The 21,319-nt window shown below is 70.7% G+C and carries 18 protein-coding genes; 4 read left to right on the top strand and 14 right to left on the bottom strand.

All coding sequences use genetic code 11. The features are described 5' to 3' along the window. Positions 1-31 precede the first annotated feature (31 nt). Positions 32-1,069 carry an FAD:protein FMN transferase gene (locus HMPREF9062_RS09355; protein ID WP_156790015.1) on the top strand — a complete coding sequence of 346 codons (1,038 nt, stop codon included), beginning with the start codon at positions 32-34 and terminating at the stop codon, positions 1,067-1,069. Here the strand turns inward: HMPREF9062_RS09355 and HMPREF9062_RS13260 are convergent. The 4 genes from HMPREF9062_RS13260 to HMPREF9062_RS09375 form a co-directional block, all read right to left on the bottom strand. Then, positions 1,012-1,302, bottom strand: a complete 291-nt coding sequence (locus HMPREF9062_RS13260; RefSeq protein WP_216584416.1) for a helix-turn-helix domain-containing protein — start codon at positions 1,300-1,302, stop codon at positions 1,012-1,014. The genes HMPREF9062_RS09355 and HMPREF9062_RS13260 overlap by 58 nt on opposite strands. 842 nt (positions 1,303-2,144) lie before the next feature. Beyond that, positions 2,145-3,149: a type I glyceraldehyde-3-phosphate dehydrogenase gene (gene gap / locus HMPREF9062_RS09365; RefSeq protein WP_009749879.1), complete on the bottom strand. Its 1,005-nt coding sequence runs from the start codon at positions 3,147-3,149 to the stop codon at positions 2,145-2,147. Beyond that, a complete protein-coding gene (locus HMPREF9062_RS09370; protein WP_009749880.1) occupies positions 3,146-3,796 on the bottom strand; it encodes a TetR/AcrR family transcriptional regulator in 651 nt (216 codons plus the stop codon). Before HMPREF9062_RS09370 ends, gap begins: the two co-directional genes overlap by 4 nt. A 65-nt stretch (positions 3,797-3,861) precedes the next feature. Further along, positions 3,862-5,244: an MFS transporter gene (locus tag HMPREF9062_RS09375; protein WP_009749881.1), complete on the bottom strand. Its 1,383-nt coding sequence runs from the start codon at positions 5,242-5,244 to the stop codon at positions 3,862-3,864. A gap of 125 nt (positions 5,245-5,369) precedes the next feature. On the opposite strand from HMPREF9062_RS09375, the gene HMPREF9062_RS09380 reads away from it, so the two are divergent. After that, entirely contained in the window at positions 5,370-6,059 is a 690-nt protein-coding gene (locus tag HMPREF9062_RS09380; protein WP_009749882.1) for an ArsR/SmtB family transcription factor, read from the top strand. A gap of 210 nt (positions 6,060-6,269) precedes the next feature. Here the strand turns inward: HMPREF9062_RS09380 and miaB are convergent, their stop codons facing one another. Then, on the bottom strand, positions 6,270-7,967 hold the full coding sequence (gene miaB, locus HMPREF9062_RS09385) for a tRNA (N6-isopentenyl adenosine(37)-C2)-methylthiotransferase MiaB (RefSeq protein WP_009749883.1): 1,698 nt from the start codon (positions 7,965-7,967) through the stop codon (positions 6,270-6,272). Between the two features lie 145 nt (positions 7,968-8,112). Between miaB and HMPREF9062_RS09390 the strand changes: the two genes are divergently transcribed. Beyond that, entirely contained in the window at positions 8,113-9,387 is a 1,275-nt protein-coding gene (locus HMPREF9062_RS09390) for an aminomethyltransferase family protein (RefSeq protein ID WP_009749884.1), read from the top strand. Between the two features lie 169 nt (positions 9,388-9,556). Here HMPREF9062_RS09390 and HMPREF9062_RS09395 read toward each other — a convergent pair whose 3' ends face one another. From HMPREF9062_RS09395 to pgsA, 7 genes are all read right to left on the bottom strand, one after another. Further along, the gene (locus HMPREF9062_RS09395) at positions 9,557-11,359 is read right to left on the bottom strand and encodes a formate--tetrahydrofolate ligase (protein WP_009749885.1); all 1,803 of its coding nucleotides are present in this window, start codon (positions 11,357-11,359) and stop codon (positions 9,557-9,559) included. 42 nt (positions 11,360-11,401) lie between these two features. After that, entirely contained in the window at positions 11,402-11,896 is a 495-nt protein-coding gene (locus HMPREF9062_RS09400; RefSeq protein ID WP_009749886.1) for a regulatory protein RecX, read from the bottom strand. Continuing rightward, the gene (recA, locus tag HMPREF9062_RS09405) at positions 11,896-13,098 is read right to left on the bottom strand and encodes a recombinase RecA (protein WP_009749887.1); all 1,203 of its coding nucleotides are present in this window, start codon (positions 13,096-13,098) and stop codon (positions 11,896-11,898) included. Before recA ends, HMPREF9062_RS09400 begins: the two co-directional genes overlap by 1 nt. 719 nt (positions 13,099-13,817) lie before the next feature. Beyond that, positions 13,818-14,048 (bottom strand): DUF3046 domain-containing protein, encoded by a 231-nt coding sequence (locus tag HMPREF9062_RS09410; protein ID WP_034254928.1) that lies wholly within the window; start codon positions 14,046-14,048, stop codon positions 13,818-13,820. A 122-nt stretch (positions 14,049-14,170) separates the two neighbouring features. Further along, positions 14,171-14,596 (bottom strand): helix-turn-helix domain-containing protein, encoded by a 426-nt coding sequence (locus HMPREF9062_RS09415; protein WP_172634840.1) that lies wholly within the window; start codon positions 14,594-14,596, stop codon positions 14,171-14,173. Positions 14,597-14,739: 143 nt separating this feature from the next. Then, positions 14,740-15,261, bottom strand: coding sequence for a CinA family protein (locus tag HMPREF9062_RS09420; protein WP_009749890.1), 522 nt, complete (start codon positions 15,259-15,261; stop codon positions 14,740-14,742). Continuing rightward, positions 15,258-15,923: a CDP-diacylglycerol--glycerol-3-phosphate 3-phosphatidyltransferase gene (gene pgsA, locus HMPREF9062_RS09425; protein WP_009749891.1), complete on the bottom strand. Its 666-nt coding sequence runs from the start codon at positions 15,921-15,923 to the stop codon at positions 15,258-15,260. The genes HMPREF9062_RS09420 and pgsA overlap by 4 nt, the downstream gene beginning before the upstream one ends. A 125-nt stretch (positions 15,924-16,048) precedes the next feature. Between pgsA and HMPREF9062_RS09430 the strand changes: the two genes are divergently transcribed. After that, a complete protein-coding gene (locus HMPREF9062_RS09430; RefSeq protein WP_009749892.1) occupies positions 16,049-17,359 on the top strand; it encodes a CapA family protein in 1,311 nt (436 codons plus the stop codon). Between the two features lie 68 nt (positions 17,360-17,427). Here HMPREF9062_RS09430 and HMPREF9062_RS09435 read toward each other — a convergent pair whose 3' ends face one another. Together HMPREF9062_RS09435 and HMPREF9062_RS09440 are read right to left on the bottom strand one after the other, a co-directional pair. Next, positions 17,428-20,298, bottom strand: coding sequence for a DNA translocase FtsK (locus tag HMPREF9062_RS09435; RefSeq protein WP_009749893.1), 2,871 nt, complete (start codon positions 20,296-20,298; stop codon positions 17,428-17,430). 71 nt (positions 20,299-20,369) lie between these two features. After that, entirely contained in the window at positions 20,370-21,314 is a 945-nt protein-coding gene (locus tag HMPREF9062_RS09440) for a PfkB family carbohydrate kinase (RefSeq protein WP_009749894.1), read from the bottom strand. Positions 21,315-21,319 lie beyond the last annotated feature (5 nt).

Here is a 21,319-nt window from a genome sequence, read left to right on the forward strand (position 1 = left end):
GACAAATCATCACCGTCAGGAGACGCACGTCGTGTCATGTCCACCTGCGAGCGCGGCCCCGCCCGAGCCGTATCCCGGTCACGACCCCGGCCCGCTGAGCCGGCGGTGGTGCTTTAGAGCGACCGGGACGCGGTGGCAGCTCCTCACCGCATCCCCGCTGTCGAGTGCTCTGCGCACTCACCTGACCGCGCTCGTGGCCGACTTCGAGGATGTGTGGTCCCGGTTCCGCCCTGATTCCCTGATCCGCCGGGCCGCCGATGGACGCCTGGGCGCCGGAGCTCTGACACTCGATCTCCCACCCGGCTCCGCCGTGCTGCTCGACCTGTACGACCGGGTCCACCGCGCCACGGGGGGCCGGGTCGACCCGCTGGTGGGCGCCGACCTGATCGAGCTCGGCTACGACCCCGATTACTCCTTCACCGTCCGCCGCGGCGCCGCCTCCCGCCTGGGCGCGGCTCATGGACGCGCCACCTGGGCGCGGGACGCCCGCCACGACGGCGACCGCCTGCACCTGGCCCGACCAACCCTGATCGACGTCGGCGCGGTCGGCAAGGGCTTCCTCGTCGATATTCTCTTCCACGAGCTGCGCGCCGCCGACGTCGGCGCCTTCGTCATCGACGGTTCGGGCGACCTGCGGGTCTCCTCCCCCGAGCCGGTGCGCATCGGTCTGGAGGACCCGCGCCGGACGGGCCGGGTGATCGGGGTGGTTTCCCTCGCCGACGCGGCGGTGTGCGCCTCCGCCGTCAACCGCCGGTCCTGGGGTGATGGACTGCACCACCTTCTGGACGCCCGGAGCGGCCTGCCGGTCCGCGGCGCACTCGCCTCCTGGGCCATGGCCGCGACCTGCGCCGAGGCCGACGCTCTGGCTACCGCCCTGTTCCTCACCTCTCCGCAGGAGCTGGCCCGGGCGGGTTTCCGCTACGACTTCGTCCTTATGAGGACCGACGGCTCCGTCGCGCTCTCGCGGGGCTTCGCGGACATCCCCGGCGAGATCTTCACCGCCCGAACCGATCAAACGGACGAGGCGGACGGGACCCAACGAGCGCGCGGGGATCTGGCGTCGGCGTAGCCGACGGCCCGGGCGGCCTCCTCCCAGGAAGCCTCCTGGGAGTGGAGTCGTTCGGCTCGTTCCCGGCGTACGGCTCGGGCGTAGGCCTGAGGGCTCAGTCCCGCCGCCGCGGCGAAGCGCCGGGGCAGGGTTCTTCTGCTCGCCCCGAGGTCGCGAGCGAGCGCATCCAATGTCCAGGGCAGCCGGTCGGGGTCGTCGAGAATGTCCTGAGCGCAGTGGACGAGTTCATCCATGTGGCTGCGGTGGGCGAGCACGACCGACCGCTGCGAGGCCGACCCGGGCCTTGAGACGGGCACGACGAGGCGGCGGGCCACTCCGGCTGCCAGTGCCGGCCCATAGTCATGAGCGACGATATGACGATATGGAGCGCCAGGTCCGTGCCGCTGGCGATACCGGCGGACGTGCGCCCCCGCTCCTCGCAGGTGAACAGGACGTCCCCGGGCACACGGATACCGCGACACCCCGCGCCAACACCTCGGTCAGGTCGTGACGGGTAGTGGCCGTGCGCCCCTCCAGGAGGCCGGCCTCGGCGAGCGCGAAGGCTCGGCGCACACGGAGGCGAGATGACCGCCGCGTTCCCAATACCGACAAAGCCGGTCGAGCACACCGGACGACAGGACGTCGAGAACCGCCCCCCGGCCCGGGCCCTCCACCCGGGGACGATGACGAGGTCTCCCTCCCCGAGTGCCGGCCAACTGGTCGGGGCTGTCAGCCCCAGCCCCTGGTGAGTTTCGGTGCCGGAACGCTCGGCGACGTAGGAGAGCGCGTAGCCAGCCCCAGCCTCGGCCGCGCTGGTGAAGACCTGGGCGGGGCCGACGACGTCCATGAGGTGCACGCGCTCGGGCAGGACGATGAGGACCGACGGTTCGGGGCCACGGGCTCAGCCTCCTACGATCCGTTCCACGGTGGTGATCGTCGCGAAGCGACCCGGTTCATCGTGGTGAAAGCGTTGTGGCTGGCCTTTGTGACTGTGATCTCACCATCTGCGGCGGACAGCCCTGACTGGAGCGCCACCGGGCTGCCGTCCGGCACCGACCCGGATTGCGGAGCCGGTGCCGGAGACGCGCCCGAGGGCTCAGAGGCGCTCACCGATCTTCTGGGAGAACTCGACCAGACGGTTGGAGAAGCCCCATTCGTTGTCGTACCAGCCGAAGACCTTGACCTGAGCTCCCATGACCTGGGTGATGGGGGCATCGAAGATCGAGGAGTGCGGGTTGCCGACGATGTCGCGCGAGACGATCGGCGCCTCGGAGTACTGCAGGTAGCCGGCCAGCGGGCCGCTGGAGGCGGCCTCGCGGAAGGCGGCATCGACCTCCTCCGCCGTCGTCCGGCGAGTGGTGACCGCTGTGAGCTCGGTGAGTGATCCGACCGGGATCGGCACCCGCAGCGCCGCACCGGTCAGACGGCCGTCGAGCTCGGGGATGACCAGGCCGATGGCCCGGGCGGCCCCGGAGGAAGTCGGGACGATCGACTCGGCGGCGGCTCGCGCCCGGCGCATGTCCCGGTGGGGCGCGTCCTGGATGCGCTGGTCACCGGTGTAGGCGTGGACCGTGGTCATCAAGCCGGTCTCGATCCCGACGGCGTCGTTGAGGACCTTGGCCAGCGGTGCCAGCGAGTTCGTCGTGCACGAGCCATTGGAGAACACGTCGGCGTCGTCCACGTCCAGACGGTCGTCGTTCACGCCCAGGACGAAGGTGGGCACGTCCCCCTTCGCGGGCGCGGAGACGACGACCTTCCTCGCTCCGCCCTTCAGGTGCAGGGCGGCCTTGTCCCGAGTGGTGAAGAAGCCGGTCGACTCGATCACGACATCGGCCCCGACCTCGCCCCAGGGGATCCGGGCCGGGTCCGATTCGGAGAAGACCTCGATGGTCCGATCCGAGACCCGCAGACCATCGTCCTGAACGGCGACGCCGTCGAGGTGACCGCTGATCGAGTCCCACTCCAGAAGGGTGGCGAGAGTCGCGGCGTCGGTGAGGTCGTTGACGGCGACGACCTCGACGTCCGCGCCGGTGGCCAGGGCGGCGCGCAGGTAGGTGCGTCCGATGCGGCCGAAGCCGTTGATACCGATGCGAATAGTCATGATTTCTCTCCTTGCGGTGCGGTACGGCCGACCCCGGCGAGCACAGGAGCCGGTGAGGGATCCGAGAGAGCCGCGGTCGGCGCACTCCCCCCGGCAGCGCCGAGCAGCTCGAGGGCCCCCTGGGCGGCGGCCTGGTAGGGAGTCGGATCCTGCCGGGCGATGGACAGGACGTACCCTCCCTGGAGGACGGCGACGAGCATGTAGGCCAGGCGCTCGGGGTCGAGACCGCTCGGCAGCTCGCCCGCAGTGATCGCCGCTCCGATGACGACGACCAGCTTCTCGTGCAGCCGGTCGAAGGCCTGAGCGACGACGGCACGGAGCTCGTCGTCGGCCATGACGGCCCTGTCCTGAGCCATCCGCCCCACCCTGCAACCCCTGAGGGCCTGGCGGGGCAGACTGATGTAAGCGGTGAGCGCCTCCAGAGGATCGTCGGAGCTCTCGAGCGCGGCGTCGGAGACCTCGGACTGCTTCTGACAGTTATGACGCAGGGCCGCAAGACCCAAGTCGCGCTTGGTCGGGAAGTAGTGGTACATGCTCCCCTGCCCGACGCCCGACAGCTCGCGGACCTCCCGCGGACTGGTGGTGCTGTAGCCGTGCTTCCACATCAGCTCGCCCATCGCCTCCACCAATCTTTCCTTGGAACTCATACGCCGAGTCTACCCGGCGGCACTCAGTGTACCTACTTCAAGGTACACATTCATTGTGTCTTCCCTCACTGACGAGCCGATTGCATCCGACGCAACCGGCCCGGCCGGACAACGACCGCGACGAGCGCGGCCAGAAGGAAGACGGCCGCAGCGGCGCCCGTCGCGGCCCGGAAGCCCGGCAGGAATCCGCGCGGGAACATCCTCCCGGCCACCATCGCGCCGAGCGCCGCAACACCAACGACGCTGCCGACCTGGCGGGCGGCGTTGACGACGCCCCCGGCCAGGCCCCGGTATGTCCCGGGGGCCGAGGCCACGGCGGCCGAGGTCGCCGCAGGCATGGCCAGGGCCATCCCGAACCCGCCGGCGAAGCTGGTCAGACCGATCAGCACGAACGGCGTCCCCGCTCCGACCAGAGTGAGGCCGGCGAACCCCGCGGCGCCCACGAGTAGTCCCGCGAGCATCGTGGGCAGAGGTCCGAGCCGTGCTGCGGCGCGCCCGCCCAGCGGAGCGGCGACGATTGCGCTGCACGCCTGCGGGGTCAGGGCCAGGCCCGCTGCCCAGGGGCTGTAGCCCAGGTACCGCTGGAAGAACAGCGACAGGGCGAAGAGCTGGCCGAAGAAACTCACGTTGAGGCACAGGCCCACGAAAGCGGGAACGCAGAACCCGGCCGAGGCGAAGAGTCCTGGGGGAAGCATCGGCTCGCGCCTGCGGTGCTCGACCGCGACGAGCACCGCCCCGGCGGCGCAGCCAGCCACGAGAACTACGACTGCCAGCGGAGAGGGCCCGTGCTCCCCCCATGCGATGACGCCGCAGGTCAGGCATCCCAGAGCCGCTGCGGACAGGATCTGACCGGGGACATCGGCACCGCGCGATCGCGCACCCGAGCGCCCCGCCGGCACCGCGGTCGTGGTGAGCCGGACAGCCAGGGCGATGACGGGCACGTTGACCCAGAAGACGATTCGCCACCCGATGAGAGAGACGAGGCCGCCCCCGGCGACCGGTCCAACAGCCGAGGCGATACCGCCCGCTCCTCCCCATAGGCCGATCGCCCGGGCACGGTCCGCATCGTCGTCGAAGAGCTCCGACAGCAGGGCCAATGAGCCCGGAATGACGGCCGCGGCGCCGAGACCCTGCGCCGCTCTGGCGACAATGAGAGCGGTGGAGTTCGGGGACAGGGCGCAGATAGCGGACAGAGCGCCGAAGACCGCGAGACCGGTGAGATAGACCGTCCTGGCACCCAGACGATCGCAGACGGAGCCCGCGCCGAGCTGGAAGGCCGCCAGGACGAGGGCGTAGGCGTCGACGACCCATTGGAGCGAGGCGACGCCGGCGCCCAGGTCCGCCCCCATGGAGGGCAGGGCGACGTTGACGATAGTGGTGTCGAGCATGACGATGAAGAAGCCGAGCAGGGCCGCGATGAGAGCGGTCCGCCGGTGGAGCACTGGCATGAGGGCCTCGTTTCGGTGTGAGTGGCGACGGCCCGCGGTCTCGGACTCGCGCGCCGATGGCGGGTTCAGCCTCACGCGGCGGGTGTTCGGTCGGCATCGAACAGTCGGGCGAGCACACTGGGGGCATGAATCAGCGCGTGCTTCCCGAGGCCCTGCCCGACGTCTCCCGTGCGGCCGCGGCGATGGCCGACCCCACGCGCGCCGCCATGTGCGCGGCCCTCATGGACGGGCGTGCATGGACGCCGGGCGAGTTGGGACGCTACGCGGGCGTCGCCCGGTCGACGGCCAGCGAGCACGTCAGCGTGCTCGTCGCCCGCGGGCTGGCCAGCGAGATCCGCCAGGGGCGGCACCGCTACGTTATGCTCGCGGGCGAGGAGGTGGCCGGCCTGCTCGAGCGGTTGGCGGCGCTCGACGAGCGCACCTTCCCCACCCCGCCGAGTGCGCGCGCGTGGACGACGAATCGCGACCTCCTCGCCGGGCGGACCTGCTACAAGCACCTCGCGGGCGGGCTGGGCGTGGACCTCGCCGAGGGGCTCAGGAGCAGAGGCATGATCGACCGGACCTGGAGGGCGACCACGACTGGTGCGCGCATCCTGCAGCAGTGGGGGATCCCGGAACCCGGGCGCCTGCCGGCGACATCCTGTCTGGATTCGACTGAGCGCCGCTTCCACCTCGGTGGTCCTCTCGGGACCGCCGTGTGCCATTCGCTCATGGACCTGGGATGGGTCGAGACCCGTTCGGGGAGCAGGGCGGTGCGGTTGACCGAGCGCGGCGTCGCGGGCCTTTGGCGGTCGGGTCTGGTCATGGGCGAGTGAGGACGAGGCCGAGCGCACGGATCTGCTCGCGCAGATGGCGCAGGACGCGGTCTCGCCGGTCCGCGCCTCGGGGCTCGCGGCACCGAGATCGCGGACGCTGTGGACCGGGCACTCGCACGAGGCGGCCATCCGGGCCCAACGCGGTCCGCATACTCGGCCCGCACGGCGAACCGGACGGATCGGCTCCGACAGGCGGCAAGAGAAGATCCGTCACAGAGTGCGCGGCTGGCCGAGCGCCGTGCGCCCGCCCATATCGCCTGCACCCGCGCGCACGCGCGGTATGCCCAGGCTCACGGGCGCCGAGTCGGGCTCGGGCGACGCGCAGGCTTCGGCCCGGCGCCGCTGCCATGCATCCCCGGCGCGGGTGCGACGCACCTCGAACAGCGCCGGCCCGTCGTCGTACCAGGCCCGATCCCCGGCGCTCAGCGCGTCGTTGACGGCCCGCTCCCGTCCTCCCAGCGCCCCGCCGCACAGGGCCGAATCGGCGATGAGATTGTGCGGGGCTCCGTGCGTCACGCGCACCCTCACCATGTCGCCGGGCCGCGGGGCGCCCGCGGCATAGTCATCAGCGGCGAGCCCGACCGGCAGGGCGGCGTGGACGAGCCGATTATCGGCTACGCGCCCCGAGACTCGGGCGGTCGCCGCATCACGGCGTCCCTCGCCCTCGGCGACGAGCACCTCGACGAGGCTCCCCTCCCGCCTCGCGTTCTCCTCCTGACTGATGCGTCGCACAAGCTCACTCAGGCGGCGGTACCGGTCCTTGACGATCTCCGGCGGGACCGGGTCGGCCAGGTCGGCGGCGGGAGTGCCGGGCCGCGGAGAATACTCAAAAGTGAAGGCGGAGGCGAAACGGGCCTTCTCCACCACCTCCAGTGTGGCGGCGAAATCCTCCTCGCTCTCTCCGGGGAAGCCGACGATGATATCGGTGGTGATGGCAGCCTCGGGCATGCGGGCGCGCACATCGGCGAGGATCCTCAAGAACCTGTCAGATCTGTAGGAGCGGCGCATGGCCCTCAGAATGCGGTCGGATCCGGACTGCAACGGCATGTGGAGGCTCGGCATGACCTGCGGCGTGGTCGCCATGGCGTCGATGACGTCGCCGGTGAATGCCGCCGGGTGAGGACTGGTGAAGCGCACCCGCTCAATGCCCTCGACTCCGCCGGCCGCTCGCAAGAGTCTGGCGAAGGCGCCCCGATCGCCGAAGCCGACGCCGTAGGAATTGACGTTCTGCCCCAGCAGGGTCACTTCAATGACCCCGTCGGCGGCGACCGCCTCGATCTCGGCCAGAACGTCCCCGGGTCGGCGGTCGCGCTGCCTGCCGCGCAGCGAGGGCACGATGCAGAAGGTGCACGTGTTGTTGCAGCCCACGGCGATAGACACCCACGCGGCGTAGGCGGACTCGCGGCGGGTCGGCAGGGTGGAGGGGAAGACCTTGAGGGACTCCTCGAGCTCGACGGCGGCCTCGGCGTTGTGCCGGGCCCGCTCGAGCAGAGCGGGCAGGACGTCGAGGTTGTGGGTGCCGAAGACGACGTCGACCCACGGGGCCCGTTCGACGATGCCCCGCCCCATCTGCTGAGCCAGGCAGCCGGCCACCGCGATCTGCATACCGGGCCGCTCGCGCTTGACGGCGGCGAGTTGGCCGAGGTTGCCGAACAGACGGGTCGCCGCGTTCTCCCGCACGGAGCAGGTGTTGATGATGACGACGTCGGCACCGCCGTCGCCCGCCTCAGTGGCGCGCGCGACGGCGGCGGGCACCTCCTCGGCGCGCCGATAGCCGGCGCCCTCGAGGAGACCGGCCATGTGCTCGGAGTCGTGGACGTTCATCTGACAGCCGAGGGTGCGCACGTGGTAGGTTCGCGGTCGGGCCACCGGGTGGCCGGAGGCGAGAGGCATCTGGGTCATCGTCATCGCACGGCAGTCTAGAGCGCGGCCCCCGCCGGGCCGACTGGGAGTCGCCTTCCGGTCCCCTACCGTGAGGTGACTCCTCCCACGTCGAGTCGAGCGCCCAAGGGCCGGTGGCGGGCCCCGCGCCCGAGACCTCCGAGGAGAACCGATGAGTCAGATGACGGCACCCGTCCTGCGCACGACCCCGCTGCACTCCGTCCACGCCGCAGCAGGCGCTTTCTTCACGGACGCCGACGGATGGCGGATGCCGCTGCGCTACAGCTGCGCCCCGACGGAGCATCGGGCGGTGCGCACGAGCGCGGGCATCTTCGACCTGTCCCACATGGGCGAGATCAAAGTGACGGGCCCGGGCGCCGCCGCGGCCCTCGACCGCGCCCTGGTCGGCAGGGTTTCGACGGTGGCGCTGGGGCGGTCCCTGCGCACAATGATGGTAACCGGGGCCGGCGGCGTCATCGACGTCCTCATGGTCCATCACGTGGGCGAGCATGAGTACATGGTTGTGTCCGGAGCAGGCAACCGGAAGCGCGTGGTCGCCGAGCTCGCCCGGCGCCGCGACGGCCACGCATGCACTATCGACGATATCTCGACCGCCACCGCTCTCATCACGGTGCAGGGGCCGCGCACCACAGAGATGCTCTCTGGCGCCGTCGAGTCGGGGGCCGGCATACCCGCAGCCCTGCACCCCCGAGAGACCGGATCACCGACCGACGGCGGGGACTGCGGACCGGACGTGCTGTGCGGGTCGACGCTCCTGCGCCGCCTGCGCCGCCACGCGGCCGTACGGGCCACGGCCGCCGGGCACTCTGTCCTGCTGGCCCGTGCCGGCTGCACGGGCGAGGACGGCTTCGAACTGTTCTGCGGCGCGGAGGATGCCGTTGATCTGTGGACGGTCATCACCGGCCACGCGGCCACGCTGCCAGCCCGGGGTCGGGACGACGACGGGCGCCCGCTACCGGTGCTGACCCCCTGCGGCCTGGCGGCGCGCGAGTCCCTGCGCCTGGAGGCGGGCGTGCCCCTGCACGGACACGAGCTGACCGAGTCGATCACTCCGTGGGACGCCTCTGCCGGCGATGCCGTCGACCTCGACAAGCCCGACTTCATCGGCAGGAGGGCGCTGGCCGTTCGCGCCGGACGCGAGGGGGCCGCCGGCACGACGCGCCTCGTCGCCCTGATCGGCCGAGGGCGCTGTGCGGCGCGCGCCGGCGACGGGGTCTTCGACCTTCGGGGGCGGCGGGTGGGAGCGATCACCTCCGGTCTGCTCTCCCCCACACTCGGCCGTCCGATCGCTCTGGCGCTGCTGGCCCCCGCCTCGCCTGAGGAACCGGCGTGGGCGACGGGCACGACGTTCAACGTCGAAGCGGCGGGCGGGCGGACCCGCCCCATGGAGGTCGTCACCGCGCCCTTCTACCGGCGAACGCAGTAACCCCTCCAGCCCGGCGAGAACCGGCTGTCGCCGTCGACGCCGCCGGGCGCGGCGAGCCGCTCGGCCAGGACGAGGACATCAACATCCTGCCCCAGGGTTCGCCCGGTGGGCGTGGTACGCCGCCGACGCGGCGACGCACCGCGCCCACCACGAGCGGTCGACCGGCGGCTCAGCGCAGGCCCAAGATCTCACCGGTGGGCGCGACCTCGATGCGCTCGGCCGCGGGGTGAGTGGGCAGCCCGGGCATGGTGGAGACCGTCCCGCACAAGGCGTAGACGTAGCCGGCTCCGGCGGCGAGCCGGACTTCGCGCACCGGCAGCCTCCAGCCGGTCGGCACGCCTTTGAGGGCCGGGTCGTGCGACAGGGACAGCGGGGTTTTGGCGACGACGACTGGAAGAGAGCCGAACCCATCGGACTCGCAGTCGTCCAGGAAACGGGCCGCAGCGGGCGTGTAGTCGACGCCGTCGGCGCCGTACACGGATGCGACCGCCCCGATCTTGGTCCGCAGATCGTCGTCGGGACGGTACACGGGTCTTCCCCGCGCGACGGCTCCCGCCCGCGCGCGGTCGCAAGCCTCGACGACAGCATCGGCGAGCTCGAGGCACCCCTCCCCGCCGTCGGTCGCGGGTCTGACGGCGGCCGCCCTGGCGCCTGCTCCGCGAGCCAGCCGCAGGACCTCGTCGATCTCCGCGTCGTGGTCGGTGGGGAAGACGTTGACGGCCACGACCGGCTCCAAGCCGAAACCGCGCACGATGTCCAGATGCTTGAGCATGTTGGGGGCGCCGGCGCGCACGTCGTCGACGCTCTCGCGCAGCATCCGGTCGGGCGGCTCCTGGCGGCCGGCGAGATGGTGCCGGCCCGAGTGGACCTTGAGAGCGCGCACGGTGACGACGAGGACCGCGGCCTCGGGTCGCATGCCCGACGTCGCGCACTTGAGGTCGATGAACCGTTCCAGGCCCATGTCGGCGCCGAAACCCGCCTCGGTGAGCACGTAGCCCGGTTCGCGGGCCCGCCGGTCACGGGCCGCCGGCCGACCGGCGAGGCCGCGAGCCGCGACGAGGTCGGCCAGGACGGAGGAGCAGCCGGTGGCGATGTTGCCGAACGGACCGGTGTGGACCAGGGCGGGCACCCCCTCACCGGTGCGCAGGAGGTTGGGAGCTAGAGCATCACGAAGGATCGCGGCCATGGCGCCGGCCGCCCTCAGATCCTCCGCGGTCACCCACCGGCCGTCGCAGTCGCGTCCGATGATGATGCGTCCCAGACGCTCACGCAGGTCCGTCAAAGACGTGGCCAGAGACATGATGACCATGATCTCGCTGGCGGGAGTGATGTCGAAGGAGGACTGCCGGGTGACGCCGTCGGCTCTGGGCCCTAGGCCCGTGACGATATGGCGCAGGGCGCGGTCGTTGACGTCCAAGACGCGCGGCCAGGAGACCGTCCGCTCATCGATGCGCAGAGCATTGCCGTGGTGGAGGTGGTTGTCGATGAGGGCCGCCAGCAGGTTGTGGGCGGCGGTGATGGCGTGGAAATCTCCCGTCAAGTGCAGATTCATGCGCTCGGCAGGAACGATGCGGGCCCCGCCGGAACCGCCGGCGCCGCCCTTGATACCGAACGTGGGGCCCATGGCGGACTGGCGCAGAGTGAGTACGGGGCGCCGCCTGCGCAGAGCGAGGCCCTGAGCGAGGCCGATCGCGGTCGTGGTCTTGCCCTCTCCGGCGGGCGTGGGGGTGATGCCGGTGACGACGATGTAGTGGGCCTCCTCCCCCGGCGCGGCGGCGGGTCCGTCGTCAGCCAGAACATTCAGGGCGATCTTGGCGACGTCGCGCCCGTAGGGGATGACATGACGAGCCCCTATGCCGGCGCGCCCGGCCAGGTCGTCGAGGTCAGTATGCCCGGTGAGGTCGGCCTCCGGCGTCTCCTGTCCGACGGCCGGGCGCCCGGAAGCGGCGGAGGCGTGTGAGGGTGTGCTCATGCCTCCAGGGTACCGATCCTCGTCCCGACCGGCCGGGTCCCGTCAGTCCTCACCCGCCAGCGCCCGCTCGAGGGCTTGCATCGCCACCTCGTGGGAGTAGCCCTTGCGTCCGAGCAGCGCCAGGGTCCGGCGCCTGCGGACCGGGGGTTCGAGCCCCCGGGTCGCCGCGATCTTCTTGCGCGCCAAAGTGAGAGCGGCCGTCGACTCGTCCTCGCACCCGATCTGCCCCAGGGCCGCCGAGATGGAGCCCTCCCCCAGGCCTTTGAGACGGAGCTCCTCGGCGATGGCCCTGCGCGCGGCGCCCTTCTCGGCGAAACGGGTGCGGGCCAGGGCGGCGGCATAGGCATCGTCATCGATGAGACCGGCCGACTCGAGGCGGTCGAGAATCTCCTGGGCGATGCGGGGATCGATCTGCCTGCGCTGCAGGAGATCGGCCAGAGCCGCGCGCGGGGCGGGTGAACGGTCGAGGCGGCGAAGAACGATGTCCCGGGCCGCCTCGACCTCCTCCTGGTGCTCATCCGGGGTGAGCCACGCCATCAGAAACCGCCGGCGTCCTCGCCGAAGGCGGAGATGTCCAGCTCGGCGGCGTTCTTCTTGGTGCGCTTCCTGGCCTTCTTGACGGCGCCCTTGGCGGCCGCGTCCTTCTCCTTGACATCAGCCTTGGCATCGGCCCTGGAGTCGGCCCCCGCCTGCGCCGCAGCATCCGCAGCCCCCTCCCGGGCCCTGCGCCCGGGCTCACCGATGCCGAGAGCTGCCAGGATCTTGTTCTCGATCTCGTCAGCGAGCTCGGGATTGTCCTTCAGGAAGGTCCGGGCGTTCTCCTTGCCCTGGCCGAGCTGGTCGCTGCCGTAGGTGTACCAGGCCCCCGACTTGCGGACGACGCCGCCCTCCACGCCGAGATCCAGCAGACCGCCCTCCCGGGAGATCCCCTGACCGTAGAGGATGTCGAACTCGGCCTGCTTGAACGGCGGAGCCATCTTGTTCTTGACGACCTTGGCCTTGGTGCGGTTTCCCACAGGCTGGTCCCCGTCCTTGAGAGTCTGGGTGCGGCGGACATCGATGCGCACTGAGGCGTAGAACTTCAAGGCCTTGCCCCCGGTGGTGGTCTCCGGATTGCCGAAGAACACACCGATCTTCTCTCGCAACTGGTTGATGAAGATGGCGGTGGTGCCGGTGGCCGAGAGGGCCCCGGTGATCTTGCGCAGCGCCTGGCTCATGAGACGGGCCTGCAGACCCACATGGGAATCGCCCATCTCGCCCTCGATCTCCGCCTTGGGAACGAGTGCGGCGACGGAGTCGACGACGATGATGTCCAGGCCCCCCGAGCGGATGAGCATGTCGGTGATCTCGAGGGCCTGCTCACCGGTGTCCGGCTGGGAGACGAGGAGGTTGTCGGTATCAACCCCCAGAGCCTTGGCGTAGACGGGGTCGAGCGCGTGCTCGGCGTCGATGAAGGCGGCATTCCCCCCGGCCTTCTGGGCGCTGGCCACGGCGTGGAGCGCAACGGTCGTCTTACCCGAGGACTCGGGCCCGTAGATCTCGACGACGCGCCCGCGGGGCAGGCCCCCGATCCCCAGGGCGACGTCGAGGGCGGTCGAACCGGTGGGGATGACGGCCACGGGCGGACGCGTGTCATCTCCCAATCGCATGACGGAGCCCTTACCGAAGGACTTGTCGATCTGGGAGAGCGCGGTGGCCAGGGCCTTGGAGCGGTCCTGGGTCTGGGTGACGGCTGGCATTGGACTACCTCGGTCTCGGTTCTCGGGCGGCTCGACGCCGCGGCGGTCAGGACTGGCCCTGTAGCGAAGTCCCCTCTCCGGGGCTCGCGAACGACGGTATGCCGGACCACTGACATGTTTCACCGCGCACGACCGGGCCCTGTGGACGCCAGGAGCGCGAACGTCGTCTGTGGAGCACTGTAGCCGAACACGTGTTCGAGTCCCAGTCGTCCCGCCGGCGTGTCCGCCCTGCAGGGCCGCTACCGTCCGAGGCGTTCATGGGCCCGGTGCGCAACTCATCGCCAAGGCTCTCAGCGTCGGCCGGTCAAGCCTGCGCATGCCCCCCGGAGCGCTCGAGCTCGGCTTGACGCTCGATCGCGGCGCGCAGATCGGCGGCGTCGCGCGCATGCCGGTAAACGTCGAGGCGGCAAGTCCCGATCCTGGCGGACGATCGTCAGGGCCCGCGAGTCGACCTCGTCGGCGAGAACGACGGCCCGCAGGACGACCCTGTCGCGAGAGCCCGGAAAGGCCGTCCCAACTGGCCCGTCGGGGTCAACGAATCCCTCGCTCATGCGCGCCCCTCGCCCAAGCCGCGGACGTGACGGGCAGGAGCCGTGTAAGCCGGTCCCGGCTGCTTGAACGTGGGGTAGTGGCGGGCCTCCTCGACCACGAGGAGATGCCCGCCTCATGAGTCAGCCCCGTCATACTGACGTGACGGTGCATAACATTTTGGCAGGGCCTCACGACCGCGGGCGCCTGCGCGCATCCTCCCGGAAGACCCAGCGATCGGCATCGCCGACCTGCGTCTCATCGCACAGAGCCTGCCAAACCTCCCGAGGCGGAATCCCGGCGTCCAGCGCCTCGACGCAGGTGGACCGCAAGCCCGGCAGCACAAGATCCTGAGCGAGGGACCGCCCGTAAGCCGAGCCATACACGGTCTCCACGGCCCTCCAGAACTCGGAGTGCTTCATCATGACTCCTCATCGACGACGGACGCGGCACGGGTCATAGGCCACCGACGCAGAACTGTCTCCGGTACCGCAGGAGCGGCACCGGAGACAGGATCGAACGAGCCGAGCCCTCCCGGTGGCCTTCAGCGCAGGGTCACACCCTGCTGGCGCACCAGCTCGTCGGGGACGGTGTCTGGAATGGTCACGCCCTCGGTCACGGCGATGCGGTCGGAGACCTCGCGCAGAACCGCGGAGAGCGGGGCGTCAAGAGCCTGGCAGATGGAGGCGAGCAGCTCGGAGGAGGCCTCTTTCTGACCTCGCTCGACCTCCGAGAGATAGCCGAGTGAGACCCGGGCCTGGCCGGAGACCTCGCGCAGAGTACGGCCCTGATGCTGACGCACTGAGCGCAGGACCTCGCCGATCTCCCGGCGCAGAAGGACGTTCTCGTGCTTGCCGGCGGTGTTGCCGTCCACAGCCGTGCCGTACCCTGCCGTGGCAGCCGAACGCATTGGCGCGCGCCCGTTCGGACGTGCGGATCGGGTGGTGCGGGGGTGAGTCGCGTTGTTCATCGTGAGACACAACCATTCACTGCGGAGTTTCATTCCCGCCTCTGAGAGGCAGCCTCTCGTCGGCGATGGCCTCATCAAAGCCGAGGAGTCTGGGAAGAACCTGAATATCCGATTCGGCCCGCCCATGAGGGCCTGGAGCAGATTTAGGACCCGGCGGCGTCGAGCAGCGCCACAGCCAGGGCGAGGACCGCCGTCGTCGCCCCGTCGCGCACCTGCGTGCGGTCCCCGTCCAGGTGGAGCTCGCGTGAGACTGTCCCCCACGGCGAGGCAACCGCCACGTGCACTGTCCCTGCACGCCGGCCGTCGGCGGGGCCCGGACCCGCCACCCCCGTGGTCGCTAGCCCCAGGTCCGCACCCAGAAGCGCCGCGACGCCATTGGCCATCTGCTTGGCCACCTCGCCGTCCACCGGCCCGGTGAGCTCCAGACGACGCACATCGACCCCGAGAATCTCGGCCTTGATGCGGGTGGCGTAGGCGACCACGCCACCGACGACGACCGTCGACGCCCCCGGAACGCTCACGAGGACGGAGGAGACCTCCCCGCCCGTGAGGGACTCGGCCACCGCTACGCTCAGGCCGCGCTCCTCGGCGCTGGACAGGAGGTAGCGGGCCGCCTCCACGAGGGTCGAGGCAGTGGGGGGTCCCGCGCCATCGACCGGGCTCACCGGAAGTCCTCTTCCGGGGGACCCTGACGCCAGATGCGCCAGGCACTCACCGCGTAGTCGACGCCGGTGACCACGGTGACGATCAGGGCGCCGGCGATGACGAGGCGAGCGAGCACGGTGAGCGCGCCGGCCGCCGCGCCCGGCACGAGGACATCCCACGGCGTCAGCAGACCGATGATACCCACGATCTGCAATGCCGTTTTGAGCTTGCCGCCGCGGGAGGCCGCTATGACCGCGCGCCGCAGCATGACCAGGCGCAGCAGGGTGATACCCAGCTCACGGACGATGATGACGATGGTGACCCACCACCACAGATGTCCCGCTACCGACAGCAGCACGAAGGCCGACAGCGTCAGGGCCTTGTCCGCAATGGGATCGGCGATCTTGCCGAAACTCGTGACCAGGCCCCGCGAACGGGCCAGCTGACCGTCGAGCCGGTCGGTCAGAGCGGCACCGATGAAAACGGCGGTGGCCATCAGTCTCACGTCCCCGCCCTGCCCCAGCATGAGCTGGACGAAGACCGGCACCAGGACCAGCCGCACAATAGTGAGGATGTTGGCGATGTTGAGCAGCGGCGCCGGACCCGGCTCCGACGGACCTGTCGAGGCCGGGGGCCGGGCGGGGACGTCCCCGTGGTCCGGGTGCGTCGGGGTGGCATTCATCAGCCCCAGCCTAGCGGCGCCGGAGGCTCGTGCCGATCAGGCCCGGCCCGCCGATCCCCCGGCCCCGGCCGGAGACATTCCGCTCTCCTCTCCTCACGACGGCGTTGGGCCTCTAGCCTGGTGAAATGTCCGCACGTCACAGGGCCGAGCCCGTCATACGCACCCGCCTCCACCGGCAGCGAGGACGCGTCGCGCTGATAGCGAGCGTCGTCGTCCTCATCCTGGCGGGCGCCGCCGGGGCCCTCATCGTCAGCGGGCGGGGTGGCTCCCCCGCCTCGTCACCAACGCCGAAGGCCATCGGGACGACGCCGGAGACGCCCGAAGCGGCGCCGGATGCCACCGGTCCGCCCGACGCGCACCTGACCATCGGGTACGGCGGCGACGTGCTCATGCACACATCCGTCATGGGGGACACCGAGAACGGACAGGGTGACATCGCCCCGCTCACCTCAGCGGCCGACCCCTGGACCGGCGGAGCGGACCTGGCCCTGTGCGGTATGGAGGTCCCCATCTCCCCCACCGGTGTCGCCTCGGGCTATCCGGCCTTCGGCACGCTGCCGGGCGTGGTCACGGCCCTGGCGGACACCGGCTGGGACGGGTGCGCGACCGCCTCCAACCACGCCTGGGACCAGGGACTCGATGGCGTGATCGCCACGGCCGACACCCTCCAGGCAGCCGATCTGGGTTGGAGCGGAACCAACCGCACGCAGGCGGAGGCGGAGGCTCCCTATCAGATCTATGAGCTCACGCGCGCCGGACGCACGGTCAGGGTCGCCCAGCTCTCCAGCACCTACGGTCTCAACGGCTCGACCGCCGATCCGTCCTGGTCGGTCAACATCAACGACGTCGAGTGGGCCGCCCAGCAGGCGCGCGCCGCGCGCGAGGCGGGGGCCGATATCGTCGTCCTCCACTCTCAGATCGGCGAGGAGTACACGCCCGATCCGGTCGCCGCCCAGACCGAGTACGCCCGCGCCATCGCGGCCACCGGTGAGATCGACGTCCTATTCGGAGCGCACCCGCATGTGCCCCAGTCCAGTGACCTGCTCGATGGAGGCCCGGACGGGGCGGGCATGTGGGTGTCGTACTCGGCCGGCAACTTCATCTCCAACCAGTCGATCGACCAGGGCACCGTTCTGGCCGGCGTCGGCACCTTCGTGTGGGTCGACGTCACCGTCGACCAGGGAGCCGACGGAGCCGACGACGCGCATGTGGACTCCCTGCACTGGCACCCCTTCACCGTGGACAACGACGGAGGCCACCGCCTAATCGATCTGGCCGCGGCCCGGGCGGGCGACGTGCCCGCCGGCTGCACGCTGAGCGCGGAGGAGATCTCCGAACGATGGCGGGCGGTCACGACCAACCTCGGCATGGAGACCTACTCCGAGGATGCGCCCGCCATGACCGGGCCCGAGCCGGCCGTCCTGCCGCGCGGCTGAGAACCCGGGCCGAAAGCGGCGACCCGTCGGGCGCCGTGCGGGAGGGCGCCACGACGAGCGCGGGCGAATTACCAGGAGGCGCCGCGACCCGTCAGGCTCCAGGCGTCCTCACCGGCGTCCGACGAATCCTCCCCGGCGCAGACGTCCTTCCGCGGCTCCCGAATCGGCGTGCCGCCGGCCTCCGGGGAGCCGGTGCCCTGATGGTCGCGTCGGTCCGAGACGGACGCAGCGGGCGTCGACCGATGGTCGGTCGCGTCGGTCGCGTCGGCCGGCTCCCCGTGGGCGGGCTCGCCACCGGGTGCTGCGCCGTCGCCCTTGATCCAGGCCAGCGTCTCCTCGAGCTGCTCGGGGGCGACCAGGACGTCGCGGGCCTTGGAGCCCTCGGAGGGGCCGACGACCTCGCGGGACTCCAGGAGGTCCATGAGCCGACCGGCCTTGGCGAAGCCGACGCGCAGCTTGCGCTGGAGCATGGAGGTCGAGCCGAACTGGCTGGAGATGATGAGTTCGGCGGCCTGCAGCAGCAGGTCCATATCGTCGCCGATCTCCTCATCGATCTGCTTTTTGACCTCCGGGACGATAACGTCCTCACGGTAGTCGGGTTCGAGCTGGTGTTTGACGTGCTCGACAACGGCACGGATCTCGGACTCGTCGACCCATGAGCCCTGCACGCGCACGGGCGCCGACGTGCCGGGCCCCAGGTAGAGGGCATCGCCCTGGCCGGTGAGGGTCTCGGCGCCGTTCTGATCCAGAATGACGCGCGAGTCCAGCTGGGAGGCGGTGGCGAAAGCCAGGCGCGAGGGCACATTGGACTTGATCAGCCCCGTGACCACGGAGGCCACCGGGCGCTGGGTGGCCAGGACCAGGTGGATCCCGGCGGCGCGGGCCAGCTGGGTGATGCGCTGGATGGAGGCCTCGACGTCCTTGGGCGCGGTCATCATGAGATCGGCGAGCTCATCGACGACGATCAGCAAGTAGGGGTAGGGCGAGATGGTGCGCTGCGAGCCGGGCGGAGGCTCGATCCGCCCCGCGCGCACCGCTCGGTTGAAATCATCGATGTGCTTGAACCCGAAAGCGGCCAGGTCGTCGTAGCGGGCGTCCATCTCGCGCACGACCCACTCCAGGGCCTCCGCCGCCTTCTTGGGGCTGGTGATGATGGGGGTGATCAGGTGGGGAATGCCCTCGTAGATCGTCAGCTCCACGCGCTTGGGGTCGACCAGGACCATGCGGACCTCCTCGGGGGTGGCTCGCATCATGATGGAGGTGATCATGGAGTTGACGAAGGAAGATTTGCCGGATCCGGTCTGTCCGGCGACGAGCATGTGGGGGGTCTTGGCGAGGTTGGTCACCACGTAGTCCCCTTCGACGTTCTTACCCAGACCCACCACCAGTGGGTGCGTCTGCTTCTTGGCGGCGCCCGAGCGCAGGACGTCGCCGAGCTTGACCATCTCGCGGTCGGAGTTGGGGATCTCCACGCCGATGGCGCTCTTGCCGGGGATGGGGGTCAGCAGCCGGATCTCGTCGCTGCCCACCGCGTAGGCGATGTTCTTCTCCTGGCCCGTCACGCGGGAGACGTTGACGCCGCGTCCCAGGTGGACCTCATAGCGGGTGACCTGCGGGCCCCGGGTGTAGCCGGTGACCGTGGCATCGACCCTGAACTCAGTGAAGACGTCCTGAAGCTTCTCGACGATCGCGTCGTTGGCCTCGGTGCGCGTGGCATGACCGGGCCCCGGTTCCAGCAGGCTCTCGTCGGGCAGAGAGTAGGTCGTGCCGTCGGGCAGGGCCATCGCCGTCATCTCCACCATGCCGAGCTCGTCGGCCAGGTCCGGCCCGGACGCCTGCGCCCTGGTCTCCTTAGTGACGGCGTCTGGCTCGGCGGGAGGGACGGGGCGCGTGCCTCGGGCGTCCGCCGCACCGGTACGGGCGGAGCGGTCGGGGGGCACGGACGGAGGCGCCGCCGACCGATCGGCCTGCGCGAGGGAATCAGTGGTCGGGTCGGCCAGCGGATCGTCCAGCACGGAGGTCGTCATCTCATCGCGCGAGGCGTTGAAGGAGCCGGCGGCGACGGCGGTATCATCAGTGCCATCAATGGACGGCTGGATCGTCGTGTCGGCATTCGCCATGCTCGACCGCATCGAGCGCTTACGGCGTCCGCTTCCCCGCGGTCGCTTCTTCTCGGTCTCCAGGGCGGAGCGGAACGGCTCGTCGCCGTCGTAGGCGTCCGGGCCACCCGCATCGTCGGAGGCGTCGTCCTGCGTTCCGCCACCCGACGCGGTACGGCGCATCCGACCAAGCACACGCGTGGCGAGCGTGTCTTCCGGCGAGCCCCCGGACCGTCCGGAGGCGGTGCGGCGCTCGGCGAGCTGCTCGCGCAGGTCGGCGATGGTGCGTCCGGAGATCACCAGGGCCGAGAAGACGATGAGCAGGATGAACAAGATGATGGCGCCCACCGATGAGAAAAGCACGACCAGGGGGTAGCCGACAACCCAGCCGAGCAGCCCTCCCGCCTCCTCCAGCGGAGCCACGCCGTAGGACAGGGAGGGGTTGCCCGAACCCACCTGGACGATGCCCGTCACACCCGTGAGCACGCCCAGCGCCCCCACGCTGATACGGGCGTGGACCGCCCCCAGGCGGCGAACCCTCAGCATGGCGATGCCCAGCGCCCCCAGCAGAAGGGGGACGACGATGCCCAAGGCGCCAACGGGGCCGGCGGCCAGGTGGTGCAGCAGTCCGCCGGCGGCGCCGGAGACGCCGAACCACTCGCGCAGGCCGGTGACGACGGCCAGGGCGAGGACGACGAAGGCCCATCCGGTGCGCCGGTAACGGCCCGCCGAGCCTGCGGAGGGTGAGGACTCGGGCGGTTGGGCGGGCTGCTTCGAGGCGCGTGCGCGCGAACCGCGCGAACCGGAGCGTGCGGGGGTCGAAGCGGGACGAGTGGCCATGGTGCCTGAGACGTTATCGGGCCGACGGCGGCCCGGCCGCCCGCCACGCCGCTGAGATCATCATGTGTGCGTCACTGCGGGTCCGGCCGGTCCCGACAGGATCCGCAGCCGAGCAGGGCGTCGATCTCGTCGCGTCGCGGTGAGCGCGCCGGGCCCAGACGGCTGACGGCCTCGGCCGCGGCGGCGTTGGCACGGCGAGCGGCGGCGACGACGTCGAGGCCGTCCATGAGTCCGGCCACCAGCACTCCCGTGTGGGTGTCGCCGGCTCCGGTCGTGTCCAGAACGTCCCGGACGAACCCGGGCACTTCGATGCGGTCGCCGTGAGCGGGCCACAGGACGCATCCGTGCACGCCGGTGCGCCGCACGATGAGCGCCTCGGGGGCGGCCCGGCGCATGGCCTCCGGACTGCCCAGACGCGCCGAGAGCTGCGTGATCTCCAGGTGATTGCCGGTCAGCAGGTCGGTGCGGCGCAAGAGCGTTTCGACGATGGACTCCGGGATCTCCGGCTCGACGGGGCCGAGATCGGCGACCAGCCCGACGCCGGGGGGAAGGGCGAGGAGCCACTCGGCGAGGGCTTCGCGGGAGGTGGGGTGCGCCAGGTCGTAACCGGTGGTGTGAACCCAGTCGCCCGGCCTGAGTTCGAGACGGTCGAGCTCGTCGCGCTGCGGCTCGGCCTCGACCCCCTCGGTGGTGATGAAGGTGCGTCGTCCGGAGGGCTCGATGAGGGTGGTGCACGTTCCGATGTCACCGACGAGCTCCTCGACGACGAGCTCGACGCCGTCGAGCATCATGGCCTCGCGCACCTGGGCGGAATTCGGACCGGTGCCCAGGGTGGCGGCCAGGGCGGCGGGCACGCCCTGGCGGGCGACCGCCGAGACGACCGTGTAGCCGCCGCCGACGGTGGGACCGGAGGAGGTGGCTGTGACAGCACCGCCGGGCGCGGGCACACGGCCGACGTGGAGCGGAAGGTCGATTAGGACGCTCCCGGTGGCGATGAAGCAGGACGGACGACGCATGTTCG

Source organism: Actinomyces sp. oral taxon 448 str. F0400, assembly GCF_000220835.1.
Classification (GTDB): domain Bacteria; phylum Actinomycetota; class Actinomycetes; order Actinomycetales; family Actinomycetaceae; genus Actinomyces.